Source organism: Streptomyces sp. NPDC018031, assembly GCF_044327625.1.
Lineage (GTDB): Bacteria > Actinomycetota > Actinomycetes > Streptomycetales > Streptomycetaceae > Streptomyces.
Genome location: NZ_JBIRFT010000007.1, coordinates 12,119 through 34,701, shown reverse-complemented (window position 1 = coordinate 34,701; position 22,583 = coordinate 12,119). Strand labels below are relative to the sequence as shown.

Annotated in this window: 17 protein-coding genes and 1 tRNA gene; 12 read left to right on the top strand and 6 right to left on the bottom strand. The window is 75.0% G+C overall.

From position 1 onward, the window contains the following. Positions 1-107: 107 nt before the first annotated feature. Positions 108-977 (bottom strand): spermidine synthase, encoded by an 870-nt coding sequence (locus ACH4B3_RS18210; protein WP_398463877.1) that lies wholly within the window; start codon positions 975-977, stop codon positions 108-110. Positions 978-1,042: 65 nt separating this feature from the next. Continuing rightward, positions 1,043-1,489: a hypothetical protein gene (locus ACH4B3_RS18205; RefSeq protein WP_398464154.1), complete on the bottom strand. Its 447-nt coding sequence runs from the start codon at positions 1,487-1,489 to the stop codon at positions 1,043-1,045. Between the two features lie 219 nt (positions 1,490-1,708). Between ACH4B3_RS18205 and ACH4B3_RS18200 the strand changes: the two genes are divergently transcribed. Continuing rightward, positions 1,709-3,286: a tetratricopeptide repeat protein gene (locus ACH4B3_RS18200; protein ID WP_398463876.1), complete on the top strand. Its 1,578-nt coding sequence runs from the start codon at positions 1,709-1,711 to the stop codon at positions 3,284-3,286. Positions 3,287-3,372: 86 nt separating this feature from the next. On the opposite strand, the gene ACH4B3_RS18195 is transcribed toward ACH4B3_RS18200, so the two are convergent. Continuing rightward, positions 3,373-3,966 (bottom strand): histidine phosphatase family protein, encoded by a 594-nt coding sequence (locus ACH4B3_RS18195; RefSeq protein WP_398463875.1) that lies wholly within the window; start codon positions 3,964-3,966, stop codon positions 3,373-3,375. Between the two features lie 321 nt (positions 3,967-4,287). Between ACH4B3_RS18195 and ACH4B3_RS18190 the strand changes: the two genes are divergently transcribed. The 7 genes from ACH4B3_RS18190 (at position 4,288) to ACH4B3_RS18160 (ending at position 11,805) form a co-directional block, all read left to right on the top strand. Next, positions 4,288-5,349, top strand: a complete 1,062-nt coding sequence (locus tag ACH4B3_RS18190) for a phosphatase PAP2 family protein (RefSeq protein ID WP_398463874.1) — start codon at positions 4,288-4,290, stop codon at positions 5,347-5,349. Next, complete coding sequence (locus tag ACH4B3_RS18185; protein WP_398464152.1) at positions 5,309-6,763, top strand: hypothetical protein; 1,455 nt, start codon at positions 5,309-5,311, stop codon at positions 6,761-6,763. The genes ACH4B3_RS18190 and ACH4B3_RS18185 overlap by 41 nt, the downstream gene beginning before the upstream one ends. Positions 6,764-7,007: 244 nt before the next feature. Continuing rightward, positions 7,008-8,597 (top strand): hypothetical protein, encoded by a 1,590-nt coding sequence (locus ACH4B3_RS18180; RefSeq protein WP_398463873.1) that lies wholly within the window; start codon positions 7,008-7,010, stop codon positions 8,595-8,597. A gap of 103 nt (positions 8,598-8,700) precedes the next feature. Then, positions 8,701-10,071, top strand: a complete 1,371-nt coding sequence (locus ACH4B3_RS18175) for an AAA domain-containing protein (protein WP_398464150.1) — start codon at positions 8,701-8,703, stop codon at positions 10,069-10,071. Positions 10,072-10,340: 269 nt separating this feature from the next. Then, the gene (locus ACH4B3_RS18170) at positions 10,341-10,709 is read left to right on the top strand and encodes a hypothetical protein (protein WP_398463872.1); all 369 of its coding nucleotides are present in this window, start codon (positions 10,341-10,343) and stop codon (positions 10,707-10,709) included. 206 nt (positions 10,710-10,915) lie between these two features. Further along, the gene (locus tag ACH4B3_RS18165) at positions 10,916-11,641 is read left to right on the top strand and encodes a bifunctional DNA primase/polymerase (protein WP_398464148.1); all 726 of its coding nucleotides are present in this window, start codon (positions 10,916-10,918) and stop codon (positions 11,639-11,641) included. A 90-nt stretch (positions 11,642-11,731) separates the two neighbouring features. Further along, positions 11,732-11,805, top strand: a tRNA-Lys gene (locus ACH4B3_RS18160). 480 nt (positions 11,806-12,285) lie between these two features. Here the strand turns inward: ACH4B3_RS18160 and ACH4B3_RS18155 are convergent. Beyond that, complete coding sequence (locus ACH4B3_RS18155) at positions 12,286-13,110, bottom strand: BTAD domain-containing putative transcriptional regulator (RefSeq protein ID WP_398463871.1); 825 nt, start codon at positions 13,108-13,110, stop codon at positions 12,286-12,288. A gap of 254 nt (positions 13,111-13,364) precedes the next feature. Between ACH4B3_RS18155 and ACH4B3_RS18150 the strand changes: the two genes are divergently transcribed. The 3 genes from ACH4B3_RS18150 (at position 13,365) to ACH4B3_RS18140 (ending at position 17,589) form a co-directional block, all read left to right on the top strand. Next, entirely contained in the window at positions 13,365-13,559 is a 195-nt protein-coding gene (locus ACH4B3_RS18150) for a hypothetical protein (protein ID WP_398463870.1), read from the top strand. Positions 13,560-13,569: 10 nt separating this feature from the next. Further along, positions 13,570-16,221: a TOMM precursor leader peptide-binding protein gene (locus ACH4B3_RS18145; RefSeq protein ID WP_398463869.1), complete on the top strand. Its 2,652-nt coding sequence runs from the start codon at positions 13,570-13,572 to the stop codon at positions 16,219-16,221. Positions 16,222-16,401: 180 nt separating this feature from the next. After that, positions 16,402-17,589, top strand: coding sequence for a sensor histidine kinase (locus ACH4B3_RS18140; RefSeq protein ID WP_398463868.1), 1,188 nt, complete (start codon positions 16,402-16,404; stop codon positions 17,587-17,589). 6 nt (positions 17,590-17,595) lie between these two features. On the opposite strand, the gene ACH4B3_RS18135 is transcribed toward ACH4B3_RS18140, so the two are convergent. Both ACH4B3_RS18135 and ACH4B3_RS18130 read right to left on the bottom strand, forming a co-directional pair. Beyond that, the gene (locus ACH4B3_RS18135; RefSeq protein WP_398463867.1) at positions 17,596-18,201 is read right to left on the bottom strand and encodes a DNA-binding response regulator; all 606 of its coding nucleotides are present in this window, start codon (positions 18,199-18,201) and stop codon (positions 17,596-17,598) included. Positions 18,202-19,027: 826 nt separating this feature from the next. Continuing rightward, positions 19,028-20,335 carry a M6 family metalloprotease domain-containing protein gene (locus ACH4B3_RS18130; protein ID WP_398464146.1) on the bottom strand — a complete coding sequence of 436 codons (1,308 nt, stop codon included), beginning with the start codon at positions 20,333-20,335 and terminating at the stop codon, positions 19,028-19,030. Between the two features lie 364 nt (positions 20,336-20,699). On the opposite strand from ACH4B3_RS18130, the gene ACH4B3_RS18125 reads away from it, so the two are divergent. After that, positions 20,700-22,460, top strand: a complete 1,761-nt coding sequence (locus tag ACH4B3_RS18125; protein WP_398463866.1) for a putative bifunctional diguanylate cyclase/phosphodiesterase — start codon at positions 20,700-20,702, stop codon at positions 22,458-22,460. Positions 22,461-22,583: the final 123 nt, after the last annotated feature.

The window sequence follows — 22,583 nt, the reverse complement described above, 5'->3', positions numbered from 1 at the left end:
GACATTCAACAGCAGCACGGTTGCCGGAAGTTGTCGTGCCGGTTCCCTCCGGCCGCACCGCGGGGGGCGGCGCCGCGGCGGGGCCCGGGGCGGCCGGTGGCGAGGGGTCAGCGGAAGGCGTCCGGCGGCGGGGCCGGGGAGGCGGCCGCGGTGGCGTCGGTGACCGGGGCCGCGCCGCCGGTGAAGTCGGCCAGCGGACGGCCGTGTTCCACCCGGGCGGGGTGCGGGTCGCTCGCCGACCGGCGGGTGAGTTCGGCGACCGGCAGCGCCCGGTCGGAGGCGAGCAGCACCGCGTTCCCGAAGCGCCGGCCGCGGAGCACGGCCGGGTCGGCGGTCAGGCACAGTTCGGGGAGGACGGTGCCGACGGTGGCGATCTGGGCCCGCAGGTACGCCAGCGGCGGGCCGTCGGCGATGTTGGCGGCGTACAGCCCGCCGGGCCGCAGCGCCCGCCGCACCTCACCCATGAACTCGGTGCTGCCGAGGTGGGCCGGGGTCCGGGCGCCGCTGAAGACGTCGGCGATGATCAGGTCGGCCCATCCGTCGGGCACCTTGCGCAGGCCGGCCCGGGCGTCCTCGCCGCGCACCCGGATCCGCCAGCCGCGGTCCAGCGGCAGCGCGCCGCGCACGAACCCGATCAGCTCGGTGTCCACCTCGATGACCTGCTGGGTGGAGCGGGGCCGGGTGGCCGCGATGTAGCGGGCGAGGGTGAAGGCCCCGCCGCCCAGGTGGACGGCGTGGACCGGCCGGCCGGGCGGGGCCGCGAGGTCCGCGATGTGCCCGAGCCGGCGCTGGTAGGCGAAGTCGAGGTACGACGGGTCGTCCAGGTCCACATGGGACTGCGGGGCGCCGTCCAGCAGCAGGGTCCAGCCGCGCGGCCGGTCGCGGTCGGGCACCAGCTCGGCGTGCCCGCCGCCGACCGGCGCGGTCACCGGTTCGGGGGCGCGCCCGCGTCCGCTCCGCCGCCGTTCCTTCGCCATCCGTCCAGTATCGCCCGCGGCGCCCGGTGGCTTTCACCGGCGGGTCGCCGGCGGCACGGCCCGGGTCACCGGCAGCGGTCGACGGCTTCGATGGTGCGGGCCGCCTCGCCCAGGGCCTGGCGCAGCACCTCGGGGTCGGTGGCCGCGGCGACCGCGGCGTCCGGCGGCACCAGCCACCCGGTGCCGGTCACCGGCGGCGCGACGGCGTACGGGTCCTCCGGGCAGGCGTGGAGTCCGTGCGTCGCGGTGCAGGCGCTGCCGGGCAGGTCCCAGCGGTCCGCGGTGCCCGGCGGCACCAGGAAGCCGAGGGTGTCGCGGCTGCCGTCGTGCAGCACCGGGCCGACGCCGACCCGCAGCCGCAGGATGTCCACCGCCTCCAGCCCCTGGCGGGCGGGCACCGTGACCAGATCGCATCGCCGGACGGCGCCGCCCTCCGGGCGGGCACCGTGCTCGGTGCCGGGTGGACACCGGTCCGCCGGTCTGGTTCCGCTGCTGTGCACTCCGGCCTTCATCAAGGGAAACCCCTCCTCCGCCGTGCCCCGTTCGTCACGGAGTCCAACGCCCGTCCACGTCAACGGCTACGGCGCAATGCCGCCACAAAGGATGGCAGTTCATGGCAGATCAAGGGCGAGATATCCGTTTTGTAGCCAAAACTCCCGCTATTGCGGGAGAGGTGGACGGTACCGTTCATCACCGCCGACACGGCATCACCGCAGGGAGAGGGCCGGGCCATGACGCCGCTTCCCGGGTCCTCGACCGGGCCGCAACGGCCCAACACGGCATTCCGGCGGCTGCGCGGACAGCTCTCCGCGGCGGAGTTCGCCGCGACCGTCCGGCGCGCCGCACGCGAGATCGGCGAACAGGTCTCGTGCGACGCGCGCTACATCGGGCGCGTGGAATCCGGCGCCATCCGCTGCCCCAACTACGCCTACGAGCGGGTGTTCCGGCACATGTTCCCCGGACACACACTGACCGACCTCGGCTTCGTGCCGCGGGAGGCGGTGCGCGGGCACGCGGCCCGGTCCGGCGGCCGGCCCCCGGCACCCCCGCCGCCCGCCACGCCCGGCCCCCGGCCCCGCACGGCGGCGCCCCCGCCCGCACCGGACGGCCCCCCGGCGGCGGACCCCGCGCCCACCCCGCCGCCACCGTCCGGCCGGTGGCCGGATTCCGCCCCACTCCGGCCGTCCCGGCCGTCCCGGCCGGACGCGCCGCCCTGGGACCCGCTCCCCGCGGGCCCGTACCCGACCGGCCCGTGTCCCCCCGCCCCGTACCCCTCAGAGCCGTGCAAGGAGAGCGACGTGCTGCGCCGCGCGTTCATGACCGGCGGCCCGGCCGCCGTGACCGCCCCGACCTGGGGCGGCGGGCCGGCCCGCTCCCGGCGCCGCGTCGGCGAGCCGGAGGCCGCCGCCGTCGAGGAGGCCGTCCGCCACATCCGGCTCTTCGACGACCGGTTCGGCGCGGACGGGCTGTACGCCCGGGCGGCCCGGCCGCTGCGCACCGCCTACGCGCTGCTCGACTCCGGCACCCACCGCCCCGGCATCACCGAGCGGCTCCAGACCGGCGCCGGAGAACTGGCCATCTCGGTGGGCTGGCTGGCACACGACTGCGGCCGGTTCGGCGACGCCCGCTCCTACTACGCCGAGGCGCTGGCCACCGCCCGGGTCGCCGACGACCGCCCGCTGGAGGCACACGCCTTCTCCAACATCGCCTTCCTGGCCCGGGACGCCGGCCGCCCCCGCGAAGCCGTACGCGCCGCGCAGGCCGCGCAGGAGGCCGCGCGGCGGCTCGCCTCACCCCGGCTGCTGTCGCTGCTCGCGCTCCGTGAGGCGGGCGGCTGGGCCGGGCTCGCGGACCGCGCCGCCTGCCAGAACGCCCTGCTGCGGGCGGAGTCGCTGTTCGGCCGCGGGCCCTCGGCGGCCGACCCGGAGTGGATGAGCTTCTACGGCGAGGCGGAGCTGGCCGGACTGGAGGCGCAGTGCTGGGCGGCGCTGGGCGACTGGCCGCGCGCGGCCGAACACGCCCGGCGCGCGGTGGCCCTGCAGGACCCGCACTTCACCCGGAACATCGCGCTGTTCACCGTGGAGCTCGCCCGCGACCTGGCCGGCGGCGGCCGCCCGGACGAGGCCGCCGCCGCCGGGGGGCGCACCGTGGACCTGCTGGGCCAGGTGCGGTCCGGGCGGGTCCGGGCGATGCTCGACGGCGCCGCCCACCTGCTGCGGCCGCACCGGCGCAGCGCCGCCGTCGCGGACTTCCTCAGCCGGCACGCCGCCCTGGGGCGCCCGGCCTCGCTCGCCGCCCGGCCGGCCTGACCGCGCGGCCGCGGCCCCGATGCGCACGACCGGCGGCGCCGGCCGGCTCCGGGCCGCGGGCCGGGCAGCGACCCGGGTGCCCGGGGTCAGCCCAGGTGGCCGGTGTCGTTCCAGCGCTCGATCGCCGGGTCGCCGTAGGCCCAGCCGAGGATCGACAGCGAGGTCGGCTCCAGCCGCAGCCGGGCCGCGAAGGACGCGTCCAGACCCAGCCAGCGGGCCGCGAGGGTGCGCAGGATGTGGCCGTGGGCGAAGACCAGGACGTCACGGTCGGCCGAGCGGGCCCACGCCACCACCTCGTCCGCGCGGTCCGAGACCTGTGCCAGCGTCTCCCCCTCCGGGACCCCGTCCCGCCAGATCAGCCAGCCCGGCCGGGCGGCGGCTATCTCCGCGGGCGTCATGCCCTCGTACGCGCCGTAGTCCCACTCCATCAGCGCGTCCCAGTCCTGCGCCCGGTCCCCGAACCCGGCCAGTTCGCTCGTCTCCTTGGCCCGCGCCAGCGGGCTGGTCCGCACCTCGACGCCGGGCAGCCCGTCCCACGGGGTCCGGCGCAGCCGCTCACCCAGCAGTCCGGCGCCGCGCCGCCCCTCGTCGAGGAGCGGGATGTCGGTACGACCGGTGTGCTTGCCGGCCAGCGACCACTGCGTCTGCCCGTGCCGGGCCAGCAGGATGCGCGGTGCCATGGAGGGGCCTTTCGGGTTCAGGTGATTTTCGCGACAAATTCATGACAGAGGCGACAGATCCGCCACGTCGCCCCACCATCATCGCTCACCTGATCGAGATGCAACCTCGGGGGCGGGCGTGACGTCTTTGTGCACGGTGGAACGGCTGTGCCGAAGATTTCAGGTGCGGCGGAACATGCCCTTTTCCAGGGTTTCGACCACCCGATCCGGGCAGCCGCGAGCGGCGGAGCCCCGGGGGCGGTGCACGGAGCGCATCGCTTACGCCGTACGGTTTGATGCGCGCCAAATGTGGCCCGCCTGATCAATTGGGAGAGCGTCCGGATGCCCCACACCGTGACCCAGACCGGAGCAGCGCCGGGCAGTCGGCCACGATGGTGGACCGAACTGCCGCTGATCGCTGTGGTGTACGCCGCGTACTCGGCGGGCCGACTGCTGGCCCGCGACGACGTCGACGCCGCGGTCGACCACGGCCTGGGCCTCCTGCGCATCGAGCGGGCGGTCAACATGGACTTCGAGACGCCGCTCAACGACCTGTTCACCAAGCACGCCTCGATCGGGGTGCCGGCAGACTTCGTGTACGCCTCGCTGCACTATCTGCTCACGCCGGCGATCCTGGTGTGGCTGTGGCGGCGCCGCCCGGCGCACTACCGCCTGATGCGGACCTGGCTGCTGGTGTCCACCATGATGGGCCTGATCGGTTTCACCCTGATGCCGACCTGCCCGCCCCGGCTGCTCGACGCCAGCCACGGCTTCGTCGACACCATGGCGCAGTACGCCTCGTACGGCTGGTGGGGCGGTGAGGCGAGCGCGCCCCGCGGCATGGGCGGCTTCACCAACCAGTACGCCGCCATGCCCAGCCTCCATGTGGGGTGGGCACTGTGGTGCGGTGTGGCGCTCTGGCTGTACGGGCGGTCGGTGTGGACGAAGGCGCTCGCGGTCGCGTACCCGCTCGCCATCCTCATCGTGGTGATGGGCACCGCGAACCACTACTTCCTGGACGGTGTCGCGGGCATGGCCGTGATGGGCGTCGGCGCCCTGCTGGCGCGGCCCGCGCTGCGGCTCGCCGACCGGGCGCTCGCCCGGTACCGCTCCGCGGACCGGAACGCGGCCGCACCGGCGGCGGAAGGGGCCTGGATCCCGGCCCAGAGCACCACGGACTCCCCGGCCGCGGTGGCCGACAACGACGGGTCCGGCACCCCGCGCAACGCCACCCGCACCGCTTCTGTCGGTGCCGGATGCGAGACTTCGGCGCGTGAACGCGAACGCATCCCTCGACAGCACGGCGGCGAGCGTGCCGGACACGACCGAGGGGGCGACGACCCCGAAGCCGCCCTCCCGGCCGGTGCCGAGGCCGGTGACGGGGCTGCGGCAGCGGCTCGCTGAGCTGCGCGGCCCCGCGGTCGCACCGCGCCCGCTGGACGCCCGGGCGCTCGCCGCGCTGGCCGCCAACCCCGGCTGCCGCCGCCGCACCCTGCTGGACGGCGCGGGGGTGGACAAGCGCGCGCTGGCCGGGGCCATGGGATCCCCGGCGACCTTCGGGCAGTCCCAGTTCGCGCACCAGCGGGGCAACATGTTCGAGGCCCGGGTGAAGGCGGACGGCGGCGCGGAGCTGCTGAACCTGCTCTACGAGCGCCTCGGCGGCGCGGCCGCCGGGCTGCCCGCCCCGGTCCCGGGCGCGATCGACACCCCGGACCTGTCCGCGCTCGGACCGGAGGGCCGCACCGCGCGTACCGCCCTCGCCCTGCGGGAGGCGACCGCGGCCGGCCGCTGGGCGCTGCTGGACCACCCCATGGTCAGCCTGGACGTGGCCGGGTCCCCGTCCTTCCTGGAGCCGGACGCGGTGGTGGTCCACCCGGACGGCAGCTGGACCGTGGTGGAGATCAAGTCCTTTCCGGTGGTGGACGGCGCGGCCGACCCCGCCAAGGTGGGGGCGGCCGCCCGGCAGGCGGCGGTCTACGTGCTGGGCCTGGAGCGGGTCGCGGAACGGCTGGGCCCGGACGCCGGCCCGGACGCCGCGGCCCCGGCGGGCCGTCCGGCGCTGACCGTGGTCCGGCCGGCCGCCCAGGCCGCGCCGGGCGGCGGGACGGACGACCCGCCGGAGCCCCGGCCCATGGACTCCGCGGACGCCGGGGCGCCCCCCGCCGCCCGGCGGGTGCGCCACCGGGTGCTGCTGGTGTGCCCCAAGGACTTCTCCAACCTCCCCACCGCCGAGCTGGTGGACGTCCGCAAGCAGCTCTCGGTGACCCGGCGGCAGCTGACCCGGCTGACCCGGGTCGAGGAGATCACCGCGGCGCTCCCCGCGGACCTCACCTTCGACCTGCGCCCGGCCGACGACGGCCGCACCCCGACCCGCCCGGCCGCCGAACTCGCGGCCGCCGTCGACGCGGTCGACGCGGCGTACGCGCCGGAGTGCCTGGCCGCCTGCGAGCTCGCGTTCCACTGCCGCGAGCGGGCCCGTGCTGCGGGCTCGGTGGAGGCACTGGGCCGAGGCGTGCGGGGCGAGCTGGGCGGGCTGACCACGGTGGCGGCGGTGCTCGCGGCCGCCTCGGGGACGTGCCCCGCCGACCGCCCGGCGGACGGCCCGGGCACCGGGGCCCCCACCGCCGGCTCCCCGGGCCCGGTCCCGCCCCCCGGACCGGACCGCCGGCCGGTGCCGGCCGACTCCGGCGCCCCGGACGGCCTCCGCCCCGACGACCCCACGGTGCAGGCGCTGCGGCGGGCGGCGGCCCTGCGCGCGGAGGCCCTGACGGCGGGCCACGCCGCCCTTCCGGACCGAGGAACCGCCGCATGCGACTGACCACGGCAGGACCGACCCGGCCCGCCCACGGCCACCGGCCCGCCCACGGCCGCCGGCCGGCCCCGGCGGCCACCCCGCCCTCCGCCGCACCCGGTTCCGCCCCGGGCAGCGCGCCCGGTTCCAGCGCGGGCAGCGCGGCCGCCGCGCCCGGTTCCGCCCCGGGGAGCGCGCTCGGCGCAGCCGCCCCGGTCTGCGAGGCGGCCGCAGCACCCGTTTCCGCCCCTCCGTCCGCCGGGGAGACGCCATGTCCCTGCTGACCACGCTCGCCCGGATGGAGGCCGCCCGGGACGGGCGGGCCCGGCCCACGGCCACGGTGCGGCACCGCCACCTCTCCGACCGCCCCATGGTCTTCGTCCCGCTGACCACCGCGGGCGAGGCGGGCGCGCCGCTGGGAGCCCTGGTGGGCACCGACCGGGACGCGCCGCGGCTGCTCGTGGTGGCGCAGCCGCGCGACCGTGACCTGCGGTTCGCGTTCCTCGCCGAGCTGGCCGAGGAGATGCTGCCGTACCTGGAGGGGTGCGCCGACGACGTCGAGGCGGAGACCCGCAAGGAGACGGACCCGGAGACCGGGAAGAAGGTCCCGGTCGAGGTGGAGCTGTGCCGGGACGCCCCGCAGCTGCTGGTGCCCAGCGGCCCCGGCGTGGCGTACGTACGGCTGCTCGGCCGGTCGATGCGCTTCCGCCGCACGGCCGAGCAGGAGCCCGGCGCACCGTTCCCGGCGCCCCCTCGGGTGCCGCTGCTCGGCCGCTGGCTGACGCACTACGGCGAACGGTCCCGGGTCCCCGGCTCCTCGCTGCTGCTGCCGGTGACCGGGCTGCTGGGCCGGCACTGGGCGACCGGGCAGAGCGTGCTGGAGGACCAGCACCTGGGGGCGCTGCTGGGCTGGCTCGAACCGCCGGCCGGCACCACCGGCGCCGAGGCCGCGCTCCGGGCGGAGACCGCGCGCACCGCCGAGGGGCTGCTGGAGTGCCCGCCCGCCGGTCCGGCCACCGATCCGGTCTTCGACAACCTCCGGCTGGCGCCGGCGATCACCCGGTACGACGCGGCCCGGGCGGCCGTCGCCGACGGGCGGCCGGGCGCCGCCGCGCTGCTGCGGCGCGCCGAGCGGGAGGTGCGCGAACTGGTCGGCTCGCAGCTGCGGCCGACCTGGGACGCGGTGTGGCGGGCGGTGGACCTGCTGGCCGCGCTGCCGCCCGGGGCGCGGGTGGCCGAGCGCTGGAAGCGCGACCGCTGGTCCTACACCGGCCACCGGGACCGGATCCGGGCCGGTGAGCCGCCCCAGCCCAGGCGGGACGACGCGGTCACCGCGGCGCGGAAGCTGCTCGCCCGGGAGACCGCCCAGGCGCAGCTGGACGCCCAGGAGGCACTGGACGATCCGCTGGTCATGGCGGAGCGGCGGCTCGCCGGGGAGGCGTTCGCCGGGACGGTCGGCGAGGTGGTGATGGCCTGGTCGGAGGCGAAGGTGCCGCGGCCCCGGCCGCTGGTGACGGTGGTCACCGCGGACCAGCCGCATCTGACCGGCGAGTCGAAGCTGTACCGGGCGCTGCCGGACGGCCGGACCCAGAGCGGTGAGTTCGCCGGTTACGCCCCGGACGGCGGGCTGGTGGTGCGGCTGACCGGCGGCATGGGCCGCGGCAAGGAGCCGGACCCGGGCACCGTCCCCGCCCCGGGCGACCAGGTCTGCTGGACGCTGTTCGAGCACGCGCCGCGCGGCGGCCCGGAACTGCCCGACCCGGAGCGCACCCCGTGGACCCACGGCGGCCCGCCGCCGGCCGCCGAGGAGGCAGCCCGGGCAGCGGCCCCGGACCCCGTGACCGAGGAGGACTTCCTGTGAGCTGCCCGACCACCCCGCCGGGCCCTCCGGTACCGCGCGCACCCCGGGAGGGAGCGCCGTGACCCGGCCGAGCACGGTCGCCGGTGGTGGCGCGGCGGGCCGGGTGCCGGCACCTTCGGGCGGGCCGCGCTCCGGCGGGTCCCCGGCGGTGTTCGATCCGGGCGCCGCCGCCGCACGGGCCACCGAGGCGATCCTCCACGACACCCTGCACGGGGCGCACCGCGGCGTGGTCGTCGACTCCCCGCCCGGCGCGGGCAAGTCGACCCTGGTGGTGCGGGCGGCCCGCGAGCTGGCCGCCGCGGGCCGCCCGCTGATGGTCGTCGCCCAGACCAACGCGCAGGTGGACGACCTGGTGGACCGGCTGGCCCGGGAGGATCCGGAGCTGCCGATCGGGCGGCTGCACAGCAGCGATCCGCACGCCTACGACCCGGTTCTCGACCGGCACCCGCGGGTGGTCACCTCCGCCAAGCCCGCCGAGCTGGCCGGGCTGGACGTGGTGATCTCCACCGCCGCCAAGTGGGCGCACACCAGGAACGTCGAGCCGTGGCGGCACGCGATCGTCGACGAGGCGTACCAGATGCGCTCGGACGCCCTGCTGACCGTCGCCGGGCTCTTCGAGCGGGCGCTGTTCGTCGGCGACCCCGGACAGCTCGACCCGTTCAGCGCGGTGGCCACCGAGCAGTGGGCGGGGCTGTCGTACGACCCGTCGGCGAGCGCGGTGTCCACGCTGCTGGCGCACAATCCGCAGCTGCCGCAGCACCGGCTGCCGGTGTCCTGGCGGCTTCCCGCGTCGGCGGCGCCGCTGGTGTCGGCCGCGTTCTATCCGTACACGCCGTTCCGCAGCGGCACCGGCCACGGCGACCGGCGGCTGTCCTTCGCGGTGGCCTCGGACGGTTCGGGCCCGGACCGGGTGCTGGACGAGGCGGCCGAGGCGGGCTGGGGACTCCTGGAACTGCCCGCGCGCCGCACCCCCCGCACCGACCCGGAGGCGGTCCGGGCGGTGGCCGCGGTGGTGCGGCGGCTGCTGGACCGGGGGGCGGCCGCGACCAGCGAGCGGGGGCCGGAGCCGGTACCGGTGACGGCGGACCGGATCGCGGTGGGCACCGCGCACCGGGACCAGGCCGCGGCGGTGCGGGCGGAACTGGCCGGGCTGGGGGCCGACGGTGTGACGGTGGACACGGCGAACCGGCTCCAGGGCCGGGAGTTCGACGTCACGGTGGTGCTCCATCCGCTGTCCGGGCGGCCCGACGCGACCGCGTTCCACCTGGAGACCGGACGGCTGTGCGTACTGGCGTCACGCCACCGGCACGCCTGTGTGGTGGTGTGCCGGGCCGGGGTGAGCGAGCTGCTGGACGAGCACCCGTCGGCCGAGCCGGTGCAGCTGGGGGTGCCGGTGCGGTTCCCGGACGGCTGGGAGGCGCACCAGGCCGTGCTGGCCCGGCTCGCCGAGCACCGGGTGGCGTGGCGCCCGTGATCCCGCCGCCGGCCGGTGATCCCGCCACCGGCCCGTGATCCCGTCACCGGGGTGGCGAACGGTGCGGTGGTGCGGCGGTGACCGGGCGTGCGGCCGGCGGGGCCGGCCGGGGCGGTGCGGCATGCCTGCTCGGCGAGGCGTCGGTGACCGCGCGGCGGTCCGGCGGCGCCGGGCCGGACCCGCGTCGGCCACCGCCCGGGGCAGATGCCAGGGGCCACTTGCGCACGGCGGGACAATGGAATGCGGCACACGAACCGGGAGGTACGTACATGACCGAGCCGCAGTCGGCTCCCCGCCAACGCACCGGGGGCACCGAGCGACGCCTGAAGCCCGCGCCACTGCTCTTCGAGCCGACCGAGGCCGCGTCCGACCCCGAGCACTTCTTCGACCTGGAGTCGATCGAGGATCCGCTCCAGCTGCTGGAACGCTCCACCGAGCTGGCGCTGGCCTTCCGCGCCGCCACCGACCGGGCGGTGGAGTTCCAGGCCATCGCGGCCGCACAGCTCGCCGACCCCCGTCGTTTCGACCGGCTGCCGCCCGCGCTCATCGCGGAGCGGGCGGAGTGGACCGAGGACTACGCCAGGAAGATGGTGGAGTTCGGCGAGGAGCTGATGCGCGACGAGGCCCGGCCTGAGTGAGCCGCGCCCCGCGGCCGGCCCGGCACCCCGGACCCGCGCGACCGCCCGGCCCGGCGCGGTCCTGACACCGGCCCGGCGCGGTCCTGACACCGGCCCGGCGCGGTCCTGACGCCGGGCCGGAACGCGGAGGGTCGGGCCGGGCCCGACGGGGGCCGGAACCCGGACCGTCGGGAAGCGGTGCACGACCCGTCGTGGTCGAGTGGCCGATGATCGCCGGAGGCCGCCGGAGGGACCGCAACCCCGCGGTTCATGGGCCAATGGCATGTGCGTTCGGGGCAAGATACTCCGCCCCGCTCGCGCATGTCCCGGTTTTCCCTGTTCAGGGAAACCGAGGGTGGAGTGGCCGCGAATGTGGAGCCATGAGCAGATGGCCTCGGGAATCTCAGACTGCCGCGTACGTCACCACCGCGGGAGCCGCCTGGCTCGCCTCGGCCAGTCCCTTCCCGCGCAGTGTCCACGCCCTGTGGGCCGAGCGCCCCACCGCTCCGATCGTCCTGCCCTGCGGTGACGTGTTCGACATCATCAGCGCCCCCGCGCTCTTCGGCCGCCGGATGGTCAGCCGGTTATGGGCCGACGGCCCCGGGACGGGGCCGGTGGGGGCGCAGCGCGGCCGGGTGCTGATGTTCGCGGCGCCGGGCACCGCCCAGCGGCTGCCGGCCCTGCTCCGCTGGGAGGAGTGGGGCGACGAGGCCCCGGCCCTGCTGTGCCACGGAGCCGGGGACGCGGTGACGGTGCCGCCGCTGCGCCCGGACGAGGCCGCCGAGCCGGACACCCTGGCCGCGTCCCGCTGGCTGGTCGCCCCGGATGTCCGCCACCCCTGGCTGCCCGGCGCGGACGTCCTGCTGTGGGCCTGTGTGCGGGCCGCCCGCAGCATGTCGAGGGTCACCGCCGGCACTGCTGTGACCAGGGAAGGCGTGCTCTCACCGCATTGAGGCAGGGGCCCGCCGGGGGCGCCGCGGGGGACCGGAAGTATCGATTTTCGTTTCGCCGGATGCGGGTGCTAAGGTCTTCTACGTCAGCAGGCGCCGCTAGCTCAGTTGGTTAGAGCAGCTGACTCTTAATCAGCGGGTCCGGGGTTCGAGTCCCTGGCGGCGCACCGACAGAAGAAGGCCCTCCACCACGGTGGAGGGCCTTCTTCGTGTCCCCGGGGGCGTCCGGCCTCCCCCGACGGGCGGGCGAAGGCCCGGGGCCCGGGACCGGCCCCGCCGACGGCCGCCAATAGGCGGACGAAGGCCCGGAGCCGGTGCTCCCGGCGGGTGGACGACGGCCCGGAAGCAGCACGGCCGACGGGCGGACGAGGGCCCGGAGCCAGTGCCGCCGGAGGCTCGGTGCCGGGCAGGCGCTCGCCGGCGACCGAGCGGCGCGGGACCGGCGCCCACCGGCCCGGGCCCGGGCGCTTCCCGTCGGGCGGGGGCGGGCGGTGGGGCGGTCCGGCCGGGCGCTGCCGGAAACTGCTCGGCTCCGCTTCCCGGGCCGGGCCTGGGCAGGAAGCGGAGCCGAGGGCGACCCGGCGGGGAGGGGGTGACCGGGACGCTTCACCGTGGTTCTTGCGGTGGGGGGTGCGAGGGGACGGGGATCACGCGGCGAAGAGGTCGAGGACGGGCCGCCGCCAGCCACCGCCGAGCTCGAAGTCGAGCGCCGGGTCGGAGGCGAGTACGGCCTGCTGGAGCTTCTGCAGCCGAGGGGAGGGCTCCAGCCCGAGGTCCTCGACCAGCCGGGCCCGCAGTCCCTGGTACACCTCGAGGGCCTGCCACGGGCGCCCGGCCCGGTAGAGCGCGGCCATGCACTGGGCGTGCAGGCCCTCGTGCAGGGGGTGCCGGGCGGTCAGCTCGGTCAGCTCGGTCAGCAGTGCGGCGTGCCGGCCCAGCCTTAGATCGGCCTCGATGCGGCGTTCCAGCACCCCGAGCCGGCTCTCCTCCAGCCGGGCCACCTCGATCTCCAGGATGGGCCCCACCCGCACGTCCACCAGGGCGGGCCCGCGCCAGACGCCGAGCGCCTGGCGGAACAGCAGGGACGCCTGCGCGTCGTCACCGGCGTCCAGCGCGTCGCTCCCGGCCGCCACCAGCCGGTCGTACTCCTGTACGTCCACCGACCCCGGCTCGGCCTCCAGCAGGTATCCGCCGTAGCGGGTGGCGAGGACGTCCTTGGACGCCTGGGGGGCCTGGGGGCCGTAGGCCGCGGCCAGCCTGCGGCGCAGTTGCAGGATGTAGGTCTGGAGGGTGGTGAGCGCGCTGCGGGGCATGTCGCTGCCCCAGATCTCCTCCATCAGGGTGGGAACCGGCAGCATCTGGTTGGCGTATACGGAGAGGAGCGCGAGGATCTGCCGCGGCTTGCCCGCGGTGGGCACGATCGACTGACCGCAGGCCTCGACGCTCAGCGGCCCCAACAGCTTGATGTCCATGGTTCCGTACCTCCGTCACCCGTCACACATCCGTCGGATACCCCTGGCGGCGGTCCACGCCAACGAGGCACCTACGAGCCTCGCGCGAGGGTGGTGTATCGGGCCAGTGCCGGATTCCCGATCTCCCCATGAATCCTGGGTGGCGGACCCCATGACGAGCTCACACCCTGGTTATGACAGGGTCACTGGCCTGAGGTGTGTTCATCACCGCAGACTCCTGGCCAGACTCACCGTGCACGTCGAGGAGAACCCCCATGAGCAGCGCCATCACCTTCCCGACCGCCGGGCCGGGCGCAGCGGACCGACCGACCACCATGGGCCACCCCGCGCAGGTGACCGAACCAGAGATGTCAACGGCACTTGACGGACTGCTGATCGAAGACCTCTCCGAGGAATCGCTGCGGGTACCCCCGCCGGGCATCTGTATCTGCACCGTCGCGGCCCGCTGAGGCGCCGCCGGTGGGTACGCTGCGCTTCGCGCCGCACCTGAGGGTGGAACCGGTACCGGGAGAGGCCGTGTACCTGGTGTCGGAGCGCGGCGTCACCGCACTGCACGGCCGTCCGGTGGCGGTTCTCGCGCCGCTGCTGGACGGCACCCGCGAGCCGGCCGAGGTGCTCGCCGCCGCGGCCCCCGAGGTGCCCCCCGGCACGGCCGCCCAGGTCATCGCGCGGCTCCGGGCCGCCGGCCTGGTCCAGGAGACCGAGACCGCCGACGGGCCCGCCCCCGGACCGCCGGAGGCCTTCTGGTCGCTGGCCGGCCTGGCCCCGCCCGCCGCGCCACCGGCGCCCGGCACGGCGCACGCCGACCGCACGCCCCGCACCGGCGCCGTGTCCGCCACCCCCGCCGGCGCGCGCGCCCTTCCCCCGGAGCCCTCCGCCCACTGCGCGCCCCCCGCCGGCTCCCCACCGCCGGCCGGCACCCGTGCCGCTCCCCCCGGTGCGATGCCGGGCCCCACCACCACGGCGTCCCCCGGCGGGACACCGGGCCGCGCGGCCGGTGCCGGCGACCGGTCCCCCGCGGCCGCCCGGCCGGATGCCGTGGCCACGGTCGTCCTGGGCTCCACCGACCCGGCGGACGCCCGCGCCGCGCTGGGCGCGGCCGGCCTCCGTCCGGTTCCGGACCCCGCGGGCGCCGCGCTGACCCTCGTCGTCTGCGACGACTACCTGGACCCGCGGCTGGCGGACCTCGACGCCGGGCAGCGCGCCGCCGGCCGCCGTTGGCTGCCCGTCAAGCCGGTCGGCACCGAGATCTGGCTCGGCCCGTTCCTGGGCGATCCGGCCGGACCGTGCTGGTCCTGCCTGGCCGACCGGCTGTGGCGGGGCCGCCGGGCGGAGGCGCACCTGCTGACCCGGCTGGGCCGGCCGGCGCCGGTGGCGCGCCCGGTCGCCGCGTTACCGGCGAGCCGCGCCGCGGCCCTCCACCTCGCCGCCCTCCAGGCGGCCGGCTGGCTCGCCGGCCACCGGCACCCGGACCAGGCCGCGCTGCGGGTGCTGGACTGCCTCGCCCCGGACGGGCGACGGCACCCGGTGCGCCGCCGCCCCCAGTGCCCGGTGTGCGGGGACCCGGACCTGGTCGCCCGGCGGGTGCGGTCACCGCTGGACCTCTCCCCCGGCGGTGCGGCCGCCGGACCGGCCCTGACGCCGCGGCAGTTGCTGGACCGCTACGCGCATCTGGTGAGCCCGGTGACGGGGCTGGTGACCGAGATCCGCCGGGACCCCCGCGGCCCGGAGGCGCTCAACTGCTTCCACGCCCGGTACCGTCCGCCGCCGCTGGTGCCGTCCGCTCCGGCCGGTGCCGAGCCGAGCCCCCCGTCCGGCACCGGCGGCCTCGACGGCGTGCGGGCCGGACTGCGCGCCGCCGCGCACGGCAAGGGGATGAGCGCCGAACAGGCCACCGCCGCCGCGCTGTGCGAGGCGCTGGAGCACCACAGCGGACACCACCACGGCGACGAGCCGCGGCAGCGCGCCCGCTACCGCGACCTGGGTCCGGAGGAGGCCGTGCACCCGGACGCGGTCCAGCTCTACGATCCGCGGCAGTTCGCCGACCGGGACCGCTGGAACGCCGAACACGCCCCGCGGCACCGGGTGTGCGACCCGTTCGACGAGACCGCGGAGATCGACTGGACACCGGTGTGGTCGCTGACCGCGGGCAGGCACCGGCTGCTGCCGACCGCGCTGCTCTACTACGACGTGCCGCAGCCACCCGGCCGACGGTACTGCGTGGCGAACTCCAACGGCGCGGCGGCGGGCGGCAGTCCGGCCGACGCGGTGGTGCGCGGCTTCCTGGAACTGGTGGAGCGGGACGCGGTGGCGCTCTGGTGGTACAACCGCACCCGCCAGCCGGGGCTGCCGCTGGACCCCGCCGACCCGGCGTACGGCGACTCGGCGGCGCCGGGTGCGCTCGGGGAGTCCGACCGGCGCTGGATCGACCGGGTGCGCGACCTCCACGCCGGACTGCACCGCGAGGTGTGGGCCCTGGACCTCACCACGGACCTCGGCATCCCGGTCGTGGTCGCGCTCTCCCGGCGCACCGACGGAGCCGCGGAGGACGTCGTCATGGGTTTCGGCGCCCACTTCCACCGGGGCACCGCGCTGCTGCGGGCGCTGGCCGAACTCAACCAGATGCTGCCCCCGCTGGTCGGGGTCCGAGCCGAGGAGAACGCACCACCGGGCCACTCGGGGCGCGGATCCGCCCCGGAACACCGCGTGGCGGCCGGGGCGGCCGGGTACGACGTCGCGGACCGGCACGCACTGCACTGGTACCGCACCGCGACCGTGGCCGGTCTGCCCTACCTCACCGCCGATCCGGCGGCAGTGCACATCAGGACCGCCGGCGCGGCGGGCAGCGCACCGTTTCGGCCATTCGACGGATCCGCGCAACAGCTGGCCGCCGTCGGGGATTTGGTGCGGCGGCTTGGAATGGAATTGCTCGTACTTGACCAGACACGGCCGGATGCGGGGCTGCCGGTGATGAAGGTCGTCGTTCCCGGACTACGCCCGCACTGGGCCCGGTTCGCACCCGGACGGCTCTTCGACACCCCCGTCCAACTGGGCCGGATTTCCGTTCCCACGGCATACCAGGACATCAATCCTGTGCCACTGTTCCTCTGATACTCAAGCCTGCCTCGATTCTCCCTCCATCCATCTGGAGATCGGATACTCTCGGGCAAGCCACCTCATACGGTTCGAGAATCCGGAGGGTTAGTGCAGGGCATTTCCTTGCCCGACGAGGCCGGGCGTGACACGGAGTCGTTCCGGGCCGAGAAGAATCACGACGATCTCGCACCGCGTATGGCCGTGGCCATCACCGCGGTCGTTCTCCTCGGCTATTTCAGCGTCGCGATCACCTACGCCGTCGACGCGCGCCCCTCGGCGCAGCTGATCGACGCCGCGCTGATGACCCTCGCCCTGCTGCCCGCCCTCATCATCCTGCTCGCCCTCCAACTGGCTCACTCCTTCCCGGGGCTGGTCCCACGGCTGAGCGGGGTGCGGCACTGGACGCTGGCCCTCCAGGCGCTGCTGACCTTCCTCCCGTTCGCCGTGTTCAAGCACGCCTGGCTGGGCATGCCCGGCTTCCTCGCCGGGTCGGCCCTGCTCGTGCTGCGGGCCCCGCTGTCCTGGCTGGCCTTCGGCGCGATCATGGTGTGCACCGATGTGCTGCTGTTCCAGGTCGGGTTCGGCTGGGGCGAAGTCGCGTACACCTCGGTCTCCACGGCCCTCACCGGCCTGGTGGTCTACGGCCTCTCCCGGCTGACCGGGCTGGTCTCCGAGGTCTACCGGTCGCGCGCCGAACTGGCCCGGCTCGCCGTCGACCAGGAGCGGCTGCGGTTCTCCCGCGACCTCCACGACCTGCTCGGTTACAGCCTCTCCACGGTCACCCTCAAGTGCGAACTGGTCCACCGGCTGCTGCCGGAGGAGAACTCCCGGGCCCAGCAGGAACTCAAGGAGATCCTGGAGACCTCCCGGCAGGCCCTGGCCGACGTGCGGTCGGTGGCGCGCGGCTACCGCCGGATGTCGCTGGCGGCCGAGGCGCGCACCGCGCGGTCCATGCTCGCCGCGGTCGGCATCCGCGCCACGGTCCGGCTGGAGTGCGCGGAACTGCCCGAGCTGGTGGACACGGTGCTGGCCAGCGTGTTGCGGGAGGGGCTCACGAACGTGCTGCGGCACAGCAAGGCGGAGCACTGCGCCATCGAGGCGTTCGACGCCGGCGGCACGGTGCGGCTGGTCCTGGCCAACGACGGGGTGGGGAAGCCGTCCACCATCCTCTCCACGGACCGCGACGACGGCGCCGACGGCGGCAGCGGCCTGGGGAACCTCGGCGTGCGGGTGGGGCAGCTCGGCGGGCGGCTGAACGCCGGGGTGCGGCCGGCCGACGGCTGGTTCGTGCTCACCGCCGAACTCGATGTGGCCCGGAAGTCCGGGCGGCGCGGACCCGGCCGGGGCACGGAGGAGGAGCACGGCTCGGCGATCACCGCCTGACCGCGCTCAGAGCCAGCCGGACTCGCGGGCGATCCGGATGGCGTCGACCCGGTTGCGGGCGTTGAGCTTGGTCACCACCGAGGTCAGGTAGTTCCGCACGGTCCCCGCCGACAGGTACAGCCGGGCCGCGATCTGCGCGGCGTTCTCCCCTTTGGAGGCGTGCAGCAGGACCTCCAGCTCGCGTGGCGTCAGCGGCTGCGGCTCGTCGTCCAGTGCGGCGAGGACGAGTTGCGGGTCCATCACCCGCTCGCCCTTGGCGACCGACCGGATGGCGTGGCTGAGCGTCTCCGGGCTGCTGTCCTTCAGCAGGAATCCGGAGACATGGGCGGCCAGCGCCCGGCGGAGGTTCCCCGGCCTGCCCAGGCTGGTCAGTATCATCGTGCGGCACTCCGGCACCGCGGTGTGCAGGGCCGCGGCGGCGGACAGGCCGTCCGTGCCGGGCAGGTCGATGTCGAGCACCGCGACGTCGGGGCGCAGTTCCTTGGTGCGGGGCAGGATGTCCGAGCCGTTGGACAGTTCGGCGACGATTTCGATGTCCGGTTCGAGTTCCAGCAATGCGACCAGCGCTTGCCGCAGCATCCGCATGTCCTCAGCGATGAGAACTCTGACCACATCGTCCCCCGAGCGTCACTCTGGTTCGCCACGCACCGACTTTCCGGACCGCCCCGCCGACCCGGGTTTCCGTCCGCCGGCGATCAGGGAGTCGTCCCCCGGCAGGACACAGCAGGCCCGACTGACGTCCCGCATACGATTATTCCCAAATCCTTTCGCCTGGCGCACCTCACCTGGCTGAATCCGCCATCGCTGAGGGCTTCCCGCCACCCTTCGACCACCTGATTCATGAATGCCAGTTCGAATATGCGATAGGTGTACGCATCGACTTTCCGCTACATCCCCATAGGGGCGATTTCCCCGGGACCGGGTTTTCGGGACGTTCGACCAGGGCCTGCGACGCGGCCCGGCGTCGGCAGAAGACACCTGTGATCCGAGTGTGGACGACGGGACTCGGGTACGACTCGATTCACCGTGGGACCGCGGGCCGGGAGAGGACCTGACGGCTTCACGGTGATCCACTGACATCTGTCACTGCACCCACTCGGTGACTCTGCGTAGTGTCGATGTCATGAAGGACATCACGGGCACGACACGGAGTACGGAGCCCCGGCGGCGTCGGCCGCGGGGCCGGGTGGCGGCGAGCGGGACGGGGCGGGTCCGGGACGGCCGCGGCCGGCGGCCGGACGGGAGCGACCCGCTGGACGAAGGCGGGCCGCACGGCGTAGCGGAAGCGCCTCGGTGGCGTTCCTCCGCTGACACAACCGGCGTATTCGCCATACGCGGTTCGCCGGGCGATGGCGGACCGGTCGCGCCATCCTGCGTAGCGGGCCTACGCGAGGAGCGGGGTCCGTCCCCGGCTGCGGAGCTTCCGCGCCGGAGGATCCTAGCGCCGGTCCCCCTGGGTGATCCGGACGGTCCAGGCACCGCTGGTGGTCCGGGCGCGCACCTCCACGCGCACGCCGTCGGCGGAGACGTCGAGGCTCTCGCCGGCTCCGAGCGGGGCGTCCGCCAGCTTCGGATAGACCGACTCGTCGGGGCAGCCTTCGCTGTCCGGGTGCCCGTCGAGCACGGTCACCGGCCCGTCCCCGGAGGCGACATCGCTGCGCACGCGGTAGACCAGCACGCCTTCCGCGCAGATCCCCGCGTCGTTGCCGTAGGTGCCCCGGGCCTCGACCACCAGCGCCGTTCTGGGGCCGGTGCGAACCACGATCAGCCGGGTGCGGGTGTCGGTGCCCGGCACACCACGCGTCATGGGCGCGCCGATGGGCTCGAGGGTGTGCAGCGTCGTCCCGGCGGTGTGCACACAGTCGATCTGACGCTCCCCGATCCAGCCCAGCTTCCACTTGTGCCAGCCGAACGGATCCGGAGCGAGACCGAACTGGCTGCCCATCAGGTCCCAGTCGCCGACACGGGTGTCCCAGTCCCCACCGCCATCGCCACCGGCCCCGGTCGGACGCCGGTACAGGTCGGGCAGGTCGAAGACGTGACCGGTCTCATGCGCCAGAACGTGCTGGTCGGGGGGATGGTTCTCGAACACCGTCACCAGCCGTCGCAGTGCGGTGCCGTCCGCGCGCAGGGGCCGCTCGAAGTTGACCACCTTGGTCGCGTCGGCGTCGATACCGGGGGCATCGGGGTCGGCGACCAGATAGACCAGGTCGTAGCGGGCGAAGTCGACCCGGGGGTCGGCCACCTCGACGGCGTCGCGCAGATAGTCGGTGCGGCGGTCCGCCGGCCAGTCGCGCTGTATGGCGTAGGCGGTCGAGTCCTCGGGCATGGTGATCCACCGCTTCGCGGGGTGGACCCGCAGGTCGAACTGCCCGTAGGAGGCCCGGCGGAAGAAGTCGGCGGTCGCCGGGAAGTGATCGGAGACGAGCTCCTCGGGGGTGGTGTAGGGCTCCGAGTCGGGAAAGGAGAGGAAGATCATCAGAGCGTCGAGCGACCGGACGGGCCGGGGATAGCTGGTGTTCCAGGTGTCCAGCCCTTCGGAGTGGTGCACTCCGTCCCGCGGCAGGGCACAGGGGCCGCCCTCCGCGAGGGCGCGGGCCGGGCCGGCGACGACGGTGGTGGCGACCACCGCGGTGAGTGAGGTCAGCACCGCACCGACGCGGCGCAGCCGTGACGGCCGGTCCGCTCGCGCGGGTACCTGCGGACGCGCCACATCGACCTCCCGGACTGCATCGGGGCACCGCATCCACCCTGGGGCGGACGGAGATGTCACGTCCTGTTCCACTGCGCCGGTCGAGTGAAAGCATCGGCAGCCGGGTACGTAACTGACGGTCACAGTCGGTCATCGGGACAGCCGGTCCGTGCAGAGTCGAGCAGAAACGGCCAGACACATGATCACGATGCCAAGGGCTCCGGTTGCGTTGCTGGAACGGCCGGAGTAAGAGCCTCTATGATCGCCACATTTCCAGCGGGTTTCCCTATTCGGGTGGCACGCCACCATCCGTCCGACGCCCGGTGTGAGATACCCAGACGACCTGTACGAGACGAGCACCACGCGGGAGCGAACGGTGAGCGGATCCCCTGACGGTCAGGGTCGCGCGCCCCGCACTATGCCGCCGACGATCACTCAACGTCATACTGAGCCCGGCGTCGAAGGCGGTGGGGCGGCCCCCGGTGATTACCGTGCGGTGTTCCATGCCGCACGCCTGGCCATGGCCGTCGTCGGCCGCGACGGCCTGGTCCTGGACGCCAACGCGGCGCTCGGTCGGCTTCTCGGCACCGACGCCGCCGATCTGGTCGCCCGTGGCGCGGCCGAACTGGCCGGACTGCGGGACGATCCGGTGTTGTGGAGCGAGTACCGCGAGGTGCTGCTGGGGCAGCGGCGGCAGCTGTCCTGTACCCGCCTGCTGGGGTCGGCAGGCGGGGAGGGCAGATGGGCCGAGGTGCGGATCGAGCCGGTGCCGGACGGCCGGGACGTGCTGCTGCTCACCCTGGTCGACGTCACCGAGCGGCGGGATCTGCAGGCCCGGCTGCGTCATCTGCAGATGCACGACCCGGTGACCCTGCTGCCCAACCGCAGTCTCTTCTTCGAACGGCTCGCCGCGGTACTGCGGGAGGCGTCCGCGGCGGAGGACGGCACCGGTCGCATCGGCGTGTGCTACCTGGACCTCGACGGCTTCAAGGCGATCAACGACACGCTCGGCCACCGGGTGGGCGACCGGCTGCTGGGCGCGGTCGCCCAGCGGCTCACCGAGTGCGCGGCGCCGGACGGCCACCTGGTGGCGCGGCTGGGCGGGGACGAGTTCGCGCTGCTGGTCGAGGACTCCCGGGGCACCGAGCAGCTGTGCGACCTGGCCCGGTCGGTGCTCGCCGCGCTCCAGCGCCCGTTCGACGTCGGCGGCCAGCGGCTGTCGGTGTCGGCGAGCATCGGGCTGGTGGAGCGGCCCGCCGCCGAGACCCACGCCACCTGGCTGATGCAGGCCGCCGACACCACGCTGTACTGGGCCAAGGCGGACGGCAAGGCCCGCTGGACCCTCTTCGACCCGGAGCGGAACGCGCACCGGATGACCCGGCAGGCGCTGTCCAGCACGCTCCGCCCGGGGGTCGAGCGCGAGGAGTTCGTACTGGAGTACCAGCCGCTGGTGGGCCTGGTCGACGGGGTCGTCCACGGAGTCGAGGCGCTGGTGCGCTGGCAGCACCCGCGGTTCGGCAGGCTGTCACCGAATCGGTTCATCTCACTGGCGGAGGAGAACGGTGCCATCGTGCCGCTCGGCCGGTGGGTACTGGAGACGGCGTGCCGCCAGGGTCGCCGCTGGATGCTGGAGCATCCGCGGGCACCCCTGGTGGTGAGCGTCAACGTGGCGGTGCGCCAGGTGTGGGACTCCGACCTGGTAGCGGACGTCGGCGCGATCCTGCGGCGGACCGGCCTGCCGCCGCGGCTGCTGCAACTGGAGCTCACCGAGTCCGCCGTGATGGGGTCGGCGGGCCGGCCGCTGGAGGCGTTGCAGCAGTTGAGCGACATGGGGGTGGCGATCGCCATCGACGATTTCGGTACCGGCTACTCCAACCTGGCCTATCTGAGCAGGCTGCCGGTCTCGACGCTCAAGCTCGACGGCTCCTTCGTACGCGGTTTCCGGCCGGAGGAGCCGCCCAACCCCGCGGACGAGACGATCGTGGAGGCCCTGGTGGAACTGGCGCACCGGCTGGGTCTGACGGTCACCGCGGAGTGTGTGGAGAGCGCGGCGCAGGCCGAGCGGCTGGCGCGGATCGGCTGTGACACCGGGCAGGGCTGGTTCTACTCCCGGGCGGTGCCCGCGGAGGAGATCTCGGCGATGATCGGCGGATACGCGGCGGCGGTCGGCGGCAACTGACCTCCGGCCGCCACGGCGGGCGGGCCACCGCGACGGCAGGTGCTCCCCACCACCGCCTCGGCGACCGGGTTCTCCGGGCCATCGGGTGCTCCGGGCCGCCGCCTGGGCGACCGGGTTCTCCAT